A 9,401-nucleotide genomic window follows, 5' to 3' on the forward strand; every position below is an offset into this window, starting at 1 on the left:
GGAAGGGGGACGGGGGGGGTGGGGGGGGGGGGTGGTGGGGGGGGGGGGGGGGGTGGCCCCCCCCCCCCCCCCCCCCCCCCCCCCCCCCCCCACCCCCGCCACCCCCCCCCCCCCCCCCCCCCCCCCCCCCCCCCCCCCCCCCCCCCTCGCCCGCAGCCTCGTACGTCACCGGCGTCATCGTCTGCTTGGACGGAGACTTCCTCGCTATGGGACAGCTCACTTACGCTGTGCCCTCGACGTGGAGAACACGAGGAGGCTGTCGTATGCCCGCTGTCTCCGTTATCTCCCGAGCCACGACCGAGAATATTGCACCCGCGGAGCGCATCGGATTCTGGGAGGACTACAACCGCGAGGCACTCGTGGGTCTGTCGTGCACCTCCTATTCGGAGCAGGGGCTGCTCGCAAGGCAGACCAACATGGAACTGGCCGGGCTGCGGGTGGCCGAGATCACCGGGAACGCCCACGTGATCGAGCGCAGCCCGCAGACAGTCAGAGCTACGCCCAAGGACTCGATGTTTGCCAGCTTGCTGACCAGGGGCGAGGCAGTGTTCCTGCACGAGAACGGCTGCCTGGCGGTCACGGTCGGCGAGCTCGTCGTCTACGACACACGCAGGCCCTACCTGTTCGGGTTCTCCTCATCGATGCGCCAGATCCTCGTGGACATCCCGCACGAGCTGTTCGCCCAGACCTGCCTGGCGGGCGAACTGCCCAGGCCGATGGCGTTCGGCAGATCGACGGTGCGGGAGAGGGCGCTGGTCGCCGCGCTGCGTTCTCAGATCGACGGGCCGCTGACGCTGCGCCAGGGGGACGATCCAGTCGCCGCAGAGCTGTCTGTGCTCGACCTGCTCATGCAACTCGTGGCGGAACGGACGGGGAAAGGGCCCGGACCGGGAGCCTACCGTTCGCAGCTCCTCGTCGCCGAGGACTACATCGACAGGCATCTGTACGACCCCGGCCTGGGCGCGGCTGAGGTCGCTGATGTGTTGGGCATATCCGTACGGCACCTGGCCCGGATCTTCGAGTCCACCGGCAGATCTCCCATGCGGCATATCATCGAACGACGGCTCACACGGGCGCACCGGGAACTCACCGGTCCGGGACCACAACCGGTTACCATCGCCGACGTGGCGTACCGGTGGGGTTTCTCCAGCCAGGCCCATTTCGCCCGCCTCTTCCGGACAAGATTCGGCATGACCCCGAGTCAGGCCCGCGCGGAGGCCAAAAGCTAGCCAATCCGGTGGAACCCATCGCGGGCGCAGCAACGCGAGGCCGGTGTGCCGAGAAAGCCCATGCGGCGGTAGTGCTGGGCGCACGTCGGCCTTGTGCATCACCTGGTTGCCGGCAGGTGATTCGGGACGCTCTCCCGGAAGGTCTCAGCGCAGGCGGGGCAGCGCATCACTCGCCGCCAAACTCACCGTCCGCAGGTCACTGGTGAACTGCTCCCGTTGTTCTGCGGGCAACGGGTCGAGAAGGAACCGCTGCACGTTCTCCGCGTGCAGACGGGCCGCCCGCACGACGGTCTCCTCCCCCAGCTGCGTCAGTCTGATCAAGCGCCCCCGGCGATCTCCCGGGTTCTCCTCGCGGGCCACCAGACCCGCCGCTTCCATCCGGTCCACAAGCCGCGTCACCCCGCCCGTGGTGAGGACCCTCTCCTGGGCGATGGCTCGCATCGGCATCCCCTGGCCGCCGGCCCGGCCCAGGATGAGCAGCACCTCGAACATCAGGTGGCTGATCCCGCACTCCTCCTCAAGTGCCCGGCCCAGGACGTACTCCAGCCGGTTCGCGGCTCCCTGCAGCCAGCCGAACGCCAGCACCAGCCCGTCGTTCGCCGCCTGCTCGGCCGTCGTGATCCGCACGTCCCGTGCCACCGCCCCACCCTTTCTCGCCCCAGTCGTGGCGCAGACGCGCCGCCGCCAATGATCCCCCGTTGAAACAGCGGGCCGTACCGCTCCACCTGCTCCCGTCGAAGACGCATCGGACACGACGGGCTATGCAGTGCCCCCGTGGACCGAAGCGGCGCCCGTGACGCACACCCATCGCCGGTAGCGCACACGAATGTGCCTTTTGTAGGCCTCCGTGGTCTGCATCATCCTGGCGATACACCCCAAACACACATTGGGAGGTGCCCCATGACGGCCGGAACCTGGGCAGACACCATCTGCCCCTGGCGCGGTCAGGGCGGCCTCGTCTTCGTCGTCGTGCTCTGCTCACCCTCACCGAAGCCTTCGACCTGGACTGCGAGAAGGCCCGGCAGATCCTGCCCGGCCAACGCGTGCATGTTCGACGCCTCGGCACCTGCTGCGTGGATCGCAAGATTCACGCCGCCGACGAAGAAAACGAAGCTTCACCGTTCAGGAATACCTGACCAGTCAGATACTGTTGCGTCAGGCGAAGGGCTCGCGGAAGGCGGGCTCGGCAACCGGGAGGCACACCCCTCATGAAGCTCGTCTACGTCTTCGACGCTTACTGCGGCTGGTCGTACGGTTTCGCGCCGACTCTGACCGAGGTCGTCCGACGCCACCCCGATCTGGACGTGGAGGTCGTGTCCGGTGGTCTGTTCACCGGTCCGCGCCGGGTGCCGATCCGGGAGTTCGGGTACGTTCAGGGCGCCAACGCCAAGATCAGCGAGCTGACCGGGGTCAGCTTCGGGCCCGGTTACGCGCGGCTGATCGCGGACGGCTCCTTCGTGATGGACTCCGAGGCCGCCGCGCGGGGTGTGGCCGTGTTGCGGCAGACCTCACCCGACCGCATCGTGGACCTGGCCGCCGCGCTACAGCATGCGTTCTACGTGGACGGCCTGAGCCTGTCCGACCCGTCCACCTACCGCACGGTCGCCGACGCTGCCGGCCTGAACTCAGACACCGTCGTCGGCGCGTTCACCGCGCCGGGTCCGGCCGCCGCCGCGAAGGACGACTTCGCACGGGCGGCAGGTCTGGGCGTGGACAGCTTCCCCACCCTCCTCGCCGTCGAGGGCGACCGCATCACGCCCCTGGCCGTCGGCCATGCCACCGCCGACCAGATCGACCGGCGCCTGCACGCCCTCACCGCCGCATCCTGATCACTTCCCCTCGTCCCAGCTCCGTTCCCATCGCATCTCCGAAGGAATCACCATGAGCACCCTGGACTTCAAGGTCCTCGACCTCGACTTCCCCGTCGGCGCCAAGAACAAGACCGCCACCCTGATCACCGGCGAGGAGCAGGCGTTCCTGATCGACGCCGGCTTCACCCGTGCCGACGGCCACCGCCTGGTCGCCGAGATCCTCGACTCCGGCAAGACACTGACCAAGGTCTTCATCAGCCACGCCGACCCCGACTTCTACTGGGGCGCGGAAGTGGTCGCCGACGCCTTCCCCGAGGCCGACATCGTCGCCACCCCGCTGGTCATCGAGCACATCGCAGCCGCGTACGAGGGCAAGCTCAAGGCGTGGGAGGCCGTCGGTGCCAACCGTCCCACCCGCCTGGTCGAACTGACCGAGCTGACCGGTGACATCACCTTCGAGGGCCACGTCTTCCAGCTCAAGGGCGGCCACCCCGGCCTGCCCGACCGGCACTACCTGTGGCAGGCCGAGCACCGGGCCGTCGTCGCCGGCGTCCTGCTCTTCCAGAACGAGCACGTCTGGGTCGCCGACACCGCCACGCCCGAGTCCCGCGCCGTATGGGTCGAGCTGCTCGACGAGATGACCGCCCTGGACCCCGCCTTCGCCGTCCCCGGCCACCGCCTGCCCACCGACACCGTCGACGCGAGCCCGATCGCCTACACCCGCGACTACCTCACCGCGTTCGAGGCCGAACTGGACAAGGCCGACAGCGGCGAGGCGCTGACCAAGGCCCTGGTCGCCCGCTACCCGGACTCCGGGATGCTCATCGCCGCCCAGCTCGGCGCCAAGGTCGCCAAGGGCGAGATGACCTGGGGCTGACCACCCCCTCCTACGGCCGGTGCCGGCGCTTCCCCCGAGCTGCCCGGCACCGGCCGCCCATCGGCCCCGCCGCCAACATTGCCTTGACACTCGCGCCCCTGTGAGAGCCGCATGAACGCTCCTGCCCCAGACGCCCAAGCCGCCAGCTCCGTGCCTGCCGTCGCACGCACCTACCCGCTGTTCGAGTTCGCGCTGACGACCGTGCTGCTGTTCACCGTCGTGACCGTGGTCCGCTGGCTCATGGCGCCTTCCTCCCCCCTCCGCATCGCTGACGTCCAGACCGCGCTGGCGGTCGTCGGCGTGGTCGTGGGCGCGGTGCTGCTCTGCCTGATCTACAGCCCGTGGGGGCGGCGTTCCGGAGCGCACATGAACCCGGCAGTCAGCGTCGCCCTGTGGCTCATGGGCGCCTTCCCCCGGCGCTGGGTCCTGCCTTACATCCTCGCTCAGCTCGCCGGATCACTGGCCGGGGCAGCACTGGCGGGTCTGGCCTGGGGCCGGGCAGCGACCGCCACGCCGGTCCAGTACGCCGCCGTCCAGCCGGCCCCCGACTGGAACGGCCTCTCGGTCTTCCTCGCGGAGTCCGGGTGCCTGGTCGCCGTCACCCTGCTGATCGGCTTCTTCCTCGCCTACCCTGCACGGGCCCGCTGGCTCCCCCTCACCCTCGCCGCGGCCACGGCACTGATCGTCGGCGTTCTCGGACCGCGCAGCGGCGGCGCGACGAACCCGGCCCGCCAGTTCGGTCCCGCGCTCCTGTCCGGGGAGCTCGACTATCTGGCTGTCTACCTGATCGCCCCCGCCCTCGGCGCCGTCCTCGGAGCGGGTATCCACCAGCTGCTGCAGCACTACGGCACAGCCAGGCGCGTGCCCACCTACCACCTGTGCCCCTCCACCGCCGACCCCGCCCTGCCCTGACCGCCCCCGCCCGGAAGGCCAACCCATGAGTGAGACAACCGACTTCCACACGTCCGCGGCCCCCGCCGACGTCGTCCGGCGCCAGTACATCGCCTCCGCCCATGGCGACCTCGAAGCTTTGCGGGCCACGCTGGCCGACGACGTGGAGTGGACCGAGATGGCCGGCTTCCCCCTGGCCGGCACCTACCGGACCCCTGACGGCGTCACCGCCAACGTGATGGAGCAGTTGGGCAAGGACTGGGACAACTGGACCGCCCATGACGACACCTATGTCGTAGACGGCGAGAACGTCGTGGTGCTGGCCCGCTACACCGCCACCAACAAGGCAACCGCCAAGGACATCGACGTACGCGTCGCCCACCACTTCGTCGTACGCGGCGGCCTCATCGTCCGCTTCGAACAGTTCGTGGACACCGCCAAGGTCCGCGACGCGATGACATCCTGACCACACAGAACCGAACCTGACCGCACGCCTGACCACCGAGCGGAACGGCTGGCACTGGGCGTGCAGAGCTCGTACGCCAGTGCCAGTGCCGTTCGGAATCCGTTCGTCGGCGCAATGACCCCAGCCTGCTTCTGCCAACCCAGGGTGGTCCAGACGATGTCTTCACTGCCGGCCGCCGTTGTGTCTCCGGCGCCTGGCAGGTCGCCATGTCGTTGTCCTCGCGGGCCGCATTGATCGCCTCTACCGCTGCGGTCACTCCCCTACTTCGGCCATCTGGTCCTACGGCGCGTCCAGGCAATCAAGCGGGGAGATATCCCCCTTTCACGCTCGGGAGCAATACGGGGACTCGTCCCCGGTTGATAAGTAGGATGAACCTCAAGTGACTTCCCAAGCACCACGACGACGGGCCGACGCGCATCGCAATTACGAGCGCCTACTGGCGGCGGCCGAGACCGCCTTCAACACCAACGGCGTCAACGCCTCGCTGGACGACATCGCCAAGGCGGCCGGAGTCGGAAACGCCACGCTGTACCGACACTTCCCGACCCGCGAGAAGCTGATCGAGGCTATCTACGATCACCAGATTCGGACACTATGTGACCTTGCCGGTGATCTGGCGGCCTCCCGGCAGCCCGTTGAGGCGCTGATCGGCTGGCTACACTCGATCGCCTGCCAGATCACCAAGAGCCAGGTACTCGGCGAGGCGTTCATGACTGCCTGCCAAAGTCCCTCCGATGTCGAACCTCGACAGATCGCCGCCTGGCACCAAGCCGTGAGTGAGGCCGCGGCCCCGCTCCTGCACGCGGCCCAGACCGCCGGAGCCATACGGCCCGACCTAGACGTGCTCGAACTACTCGCCCTCACCACCGCTGTCTCCCGCGCCGGGAACCCGGCCCAAGCGGACCACTTCCTCTGCTTCTTGCTGGAGGGCGTCATCCCCCGGCCTGAAGACAGGTAAGGCCGCCTCCGGCAGCCGCCATCAGAGGGTAGATTCGCTGGCCACCGCGCATATGTCGGCATATGAGGATCTGTCGACACATCGCGACTCCACCACGATCCAAAGCCAGTCTGGGTGCGGCCGAGCAGACCGGTCCATTCCTGTGTGGCCCAGCCCCAGATGCTGTGGCCGGTCTGCGCGCTGTGCGGGATAAGAGCGGCGATCACGTCGAGCATGGCCCGTCGGCGGTGCGGAATGGGCGGCGAGTCGAGGGCGGCGTTAACCGCCTCCAGCGGACCCAGCAGCCGTGCGATCACACGTCAGCCCGGTGAGGCCGGGCCGTGGTACTGAAGCCTGCGCAGATTGCGGACACCGAGTTCGAGGACGGCCCTGCCTCGGCAGGGCGGACCGCGACGGCAGTGTCGTAGCGGTCCGGGACAACCGGCCAGCCCCAGCGACCGTCGGTGTCTTCGGCGGTGACGACCGCCGACGGTGCCCTCACAGGGACACCTTCGCCATCGCGCCGGCCAGGGCGGTGGGCATCTGTACTCGCCAGGCACGGATTTGGTCCATGCCGTCGACCAGCTTGTCGGCCAGGTCCCGGCCGGAGAGGTGGATGTACTGAAGGGTGGACTCCGTATGTCGGCGTCCGGCACAGGGCGCGATCACATGCAACTCCCAGCCCATCCGGACCAAATCGGTTGGCCACAGGTGCCGGGTGGCATGCGCGGGGAGACCGCTCGACGTCGGAGGCCAGCGCGAGCTTGCGGACCACCTTTGACCAGGTTCACAGGCTCCGCGGCTGGGCGTGAGGCAGCGCGATTAATCGGGCGCTGCTCCAATCGGCCTGTTCAGAAGCAGCCATCGCTCGTGAACCTCGTCGTTGTGTCCACGGTCATCACCCGTCCACGGCCCGCCAGACACCAGCTGGTCCCCCGCGCTCTCGAACAGATCGACAGGCTAAACACATGTTCAGCGCAGCGAACCTGACTTCTTATGCGCCTGAGGTGTCCATGCGGTCACGGCACTGGCTAGCAGTGCGCGCCCTCCGAGCCGCGCTCGATCGTCTGCGGTTTGCTTGGGTCAACGTGTGTCGGCTGTACCGGAGCGCTCCCGGTGTTGGCGGATCTCGTCGTGGTGATCGGCGGCCCAGTCGATCAGGGAGGCCACGATGCCGTTGAGACTGGCGCCGAGGGGGGTGAGGGCGTACTCCACGCGCGGCGGCACCTCGGCGTAGGCGGTCCTGGTGACCAGGCCGTCGTGGTGGAGCTGGGACAGAGTCCGCGAGAGCATGCGCTGGGAGATGCCGGGGATGCTGCTCTGCAGATCCTTGTAGCGCAGTAGGCCGCCGCCCTGCAGGCTCGCGATCACCATCAACGTCCACTTGTCTCCCACCCGCTCCAAGACCTGGCGGATGAAGTCCGCGTGCTCGACCGGGACTCGTGCGCAGGGCGCCGGAAGCGCCCGAGCGTCCGGCGTGGCGGCGATCCTCTGACCCGTTACGGCCTCCATTGCGGACGCCCTCCTTCGGTTGCGGACACGAATGTTCCTTTTGTAACACCTTCCATACTGGCGCATCATGGCGCTACATACCAAGCGTAAGTATTGGAGGTGAGCGCCATGAAGGTGGAGATCTGGTCCGAGGTCACGTGCCCATGGTGCGGTCTGGGCAGCCACCGTCTGGACAAGGCCGTCGAGCAGTTCGAGCACCATGACGAGGTCGAGCTGATCCACCGCTCGTTTCCCCTCTCCGACGATCTGCCGGGCGAGGGAGTGATCAGTGTGCGCCAGGCCATCAAGCGGGCGCACGGAGTGGCGGACGACCGTCTGGAGGTGGGTCCTCGCAGGGTAGAGGCCCTGGCCGCGAGGGAGGGGCTGGCTCCGTACACGGTGCTTGAGAACGTGGTGGGCAATACCTGGCGGGCGCATGAGTTCCTCGCATACGCCTCCGCTCAGGGCAAGAACCGTGCCGCGTGGGACCGGCTCTTCCGCGCCTACTACGGCGAGACCCGGTCGGTCTTCACCATCGACGCCCTGGTCGAGCTGGCCCCCGATCTCGGGCTGGACCCGGTCGAGACCCGGCAAGTACTGAATGACGGCCGCTTCAGACAGCAGGTGCAGGACGAGGCCCGCCAGGCACAGCGCCTGGGTGCCACCGGCACGCCCTTCGTCGTCATCGACGGCCGGTACTCCGTTCCCGGTGCCCAGGGCACCGAATCTCTCCTGGGCGCGCTGCGACAGGCGTGGGACGAGACCCACCCCTCGATCATCCCGGTCCCATTGGCTGACGCCGAGGGGGTGTGCGGGCCCGACGGCTGTGCGGTGCCCACCGCACATCCGGCCCGCACCTGATCCACGATCCGCCCCCTCCCCCGCACTTCCCCATTCCGACATACGTAGAGGTCACCATGTCCTACCTGCTGCACATCGACTCCTCCTCCATCGGGACCGCTTCGGTCTCCCACCAGGTCGCCCAGTCCTTCCGGAGCGCCTGGACGGGCGAGGTCGTTTACCGCGACCTGGCCGCCTCGCCCGTACCGCACCTGAGCGCTGCGGGCGTCTCGGCCCGCTACACCGACCCCGCCCAGCAGACCCCGGAGCAGGCCGCTGCCGCCGCCGTCCAGGACGAACTCATTGAGGAGTTCCTCGGGGCGAGCGCGTACCTGTTCACCGTGCCGCTGTACAACCGCTCGATGCCCTCGGTGTTCAAGGCCTGGCTCGACCAGATCATCGTCGGCGGCCGCACCATCAACTACGGCGGCGAAGGCGCCGCACTCGGCCGCCCGGCGGTGCTGGTCTCCGCCCGCGGCGGCGGTTACGGCCCCGGCACCCCGAACGAGGGCAAGGACTTCCTCGTCCCGTCCCTGGAGTCCGTCCTGGGCGACCCCGCCGTCCTCGGCCTGAACGTCACCACGCTCACCCCGGAGCTGACCATGGCCCCGGTCGCCCCGACGCTCGCCCACCTCCTCCCGCTCCACGAGGCGTCCCTCGCCGACGCCCATGAGCAGGCCCGCCTGTGGGCCCAGAAGATCGGTCAGCAGCTCGCCGCCTGAGCGCTCCCCGCACACGCCGTCGCGGGGGGGGGGGGGGGGGCCCCCCCCCCCCCCCACCCCCCCCCCCCCCCCCCCCCCCCCGCCCCCTCCCCCCCCCCCCCCCTCCCCCCCCCCCCCCCCCCCCCCCCCCCCCCCCC

At 68.9% G+C, this 9,401-nt stretch carries 12 protein-coding genes; 9 read left to right on the forward strand and 3 right to left on the reverse strand.

The annotated features are described in order from the left end of the window. The first annotated feature begins 263 nt into the window (after positions 1-263). Positions 264-1,229: a helix-turn-helix domain-containing protein gene (locus ACZ48Z_RS01400; protein ID WP_468733728.1), complete on the forward strand. Its 966-nt coding sequence runs from the start codon at positions 264-266 to the stop codon at positions 1,227-1,229. Positions 1,230-1,373: 144 nt separating this feature from the next. Here the strand turns inward: ACZ48Z_RS01400 and ACZ48Z_RS01405 are convergent, their stop codons facing one another. Further along, the gene (locus tag ACZ48Z_RS01405; RefSeq protein WP_468733729.1) at positions 1,374-1,868 is read right to left on the reverse strand and encodes a MarR family winged helix-turn-helix transcriptional regulator; all 495 of its coding nucleotides are present in this window, start codon (positions 1,866-1,868) and stop codon (positions 1,374-1,376) included. A 254-nt stretch (positions 1,869-2,122) separates the two neighbouring features. On the opposite strand from ACZ48Z_RS01405, the gene ACZ48Z_RS01410 reads away from it, so the two are divergent. The 6 genes from ACZ48Z_RS01410 to ACZ48Z_RS01435 all read left to right on the forward strand — a co-directional run bounded on the left by ACZ48Z_RS01410 (position 2,123) and on the right by ACZ48Z_RS01435 (position 6,232). Continuing rightward, complete coding sequence (locus tag ACZ48Z_RS01410; RefSeq protein WP_468733730.1) at positions 2,123-2,365, forward strand: hypothetical protein; 243 nt, start codon at positions 2,123-2,125, stop codon at positions 2,363-2,365. Between the two features lie 72 nt (positions 2,366-2,437). Further along, on the forward strand, positions 2,438-3,058 hold the full coding sequence (locus ACZ48Z_RS01415; protein WP_468733731.1) for a DsbA family protein: 621 nt from the start codon (positions 2,438-2,440) through the stop codon (positions 3,056-3,058). A 52-nt stretch (positions 3,059-3,110) separates the two neighbouring features. Continuing rightward, positions 3,111-3,917, forward strand: coding sequence for an MBL fold metallo-hydrolase (locus ACZ48Z_RS01420; protein ID WP_468733732.1), 807 nt, complete (start codon positions 3,111-3,113; stop codon positions 3,915-3,917). 150 nt (positions 3,918-4,067) lie between these two features. Next, positions 4,068-4,829, forward strand: coding sequence for an aquaporin (locus ACZ48Z_RS01425; protein ID WP_468733733.1), 762 nt, complete (start codon positions 4,068-4,070; stop codon positions 4,827-4,829). A 25-nt stretch (positions 4,830-4,854) separates the two neighbouring features. Then, positions 4,855-5,274 (forward strand): nuclear transport factor 2 family protein, encoded by a 420-nt coding sequence (locus tag ACZ48Z_RS01430; protein ID WP_468733734.1) that lies wholly within the window; start codon positions 4,855-4,857, stop codon positions 5,272-5,274. Positions 5,275-5,653: 379 nt separating this feature from the next. Then, on the forward strand, positions 5,654-6,232 hold the full coding sequence (locus ACZ48Z_RS01435; protein ID WP_468733735.1) for a TetR/AcrR family transcriptional regulator: 579 nt from the start codon (positions 5,654-5,656) through the stop codon (positions 6,230-6,232). Between the two features lie 477 nt (positions 6,233-6,709). On the opposite strand, the gene ACZ48Z_RS01440 is transcribed toward ACZ48Z_RS01435, so the two are convergent. Both ACZ48Z_RS01440 and ACZ48Z_RS01445 read right to left on the reverse strand, forming a co-directional pair. Next, the gene (locus ACZ48Z_RS01440; protein ID WP_468733736.1) at positions 6,710-6,880 is read right to left on the reverse strand and encodes a hypothetical protein; all 171 of its coding nucleotides are present in this window, start codon (positions 6,878-6,880) and stop codon (positions 6,710-6,712) included. 414 nt (positions 6,881-7,294) lie between these two features. Continuing rightward, the gene (locus ACZ48Z_RS01445) at positions 7,295-7,723 is read right to left on the reverse strand and encodes a winged helix-turn-helix transcriptional regulator (RefSeq protein WP_468733737.1); all 429 of its coding nucleotides are present in this window, start codon (positions 7,721-7,723) and stop codon (positions 7,295-7,297) included. A gap of 108 nt (positions 7,724-7,831) precedes the next feature. Here ACZ48Z_RS01445 and ACZ48Z_RS01450 point away from each other — a divergent pair, with 108 nt between their 5' ends. Both ACZ48Z_RS01450 and ACZ48Z_RS01455 read left to right on the forward strand, forming a co-directional pair. After that, positions 7,832-8,563 carry a DsbA family oxidoreductase gene (locus tag ACZ48Z_RS01450; RefSeq protein ID WP_468733738.1) on the forward strand — a complete coding sequence of 244 codons (732 nt, stop codon included), beginning with the start codon at positions 7,832-7,834 and terminating at the stop codon, positions 8,561-8,563. A gap of 56 nt (positions 8,564-8,619) precedes the next feature. Beyond that, positions 8,620-9,264, forward strand: a complete 645-nt coding sequence (locus ACZ48Z_RS01455) for an FMN-dependent NADH-azoreductase (RefSeq protein WP_468733739.1) — start codon at positions 8,620-8,622, stop codon at positions 9,262-9,264. Positions 9,265-9,401 lie beyond the last annotated feature (137 nt).

Source organism: Streptomyces sp. NPDC031225, from assembly GCF_055570355.1.

Bases quoted from the DNA above. Each gene is read 5' to 3' on its own strand.
- ACZ48Z_RS01400 (WP_468733728.1), top strand. From the start codon at position 264: ATGCCCGCTGTCTCCGTTATCTCCCGAGCCACGACCGAGAATATTGCA.
- ACZ48Z_RS01415 (WP_468733731.1), top strand. From the start codon at position 2,438: ATGAAGCTCGTCTACGTCTTCGACGCTTACTGCGGCTGGTCGTACGGT.
- ACZ48Z_RS01420 (WP_468733732.1), top strand. From the start codon at position 3,111: ATGAGCACCCTGGACTTCAAGGTCCTCGACCTCGACTTCCCCGTCGGC.
- ACZ48Z_RS01430 (WP_468733734.1), top strand. From the start codon at position 4,855: ATGAGTGAGACAACCGACTTCCACACGTCCGCGGCCCCCGCCGACGTC.
- ACZ48Z_RS01445 (WP_468733737.1), bottom strand. From the start codon at position 7,723: ATGGAGGCCGTAACGGGTCAGAGGATCGCCGCCACGCCGGACGCTCGG.
- ACZ48Z_RS01450 (WP_468733738.1), top strand. From the start codon at position 7,832: ATGAAGGTGGAGATCTGGTCCGAGGTCACGTGCCCATGGTGCGGTCTG.
- ACZ48Z_RS01455 (WP_468733739.1), top strand. From the start codon at position 8,620: ATGTCCTACCTGCTGCACATCGACTCCTCCTCCATCGGGACCGCTTCG.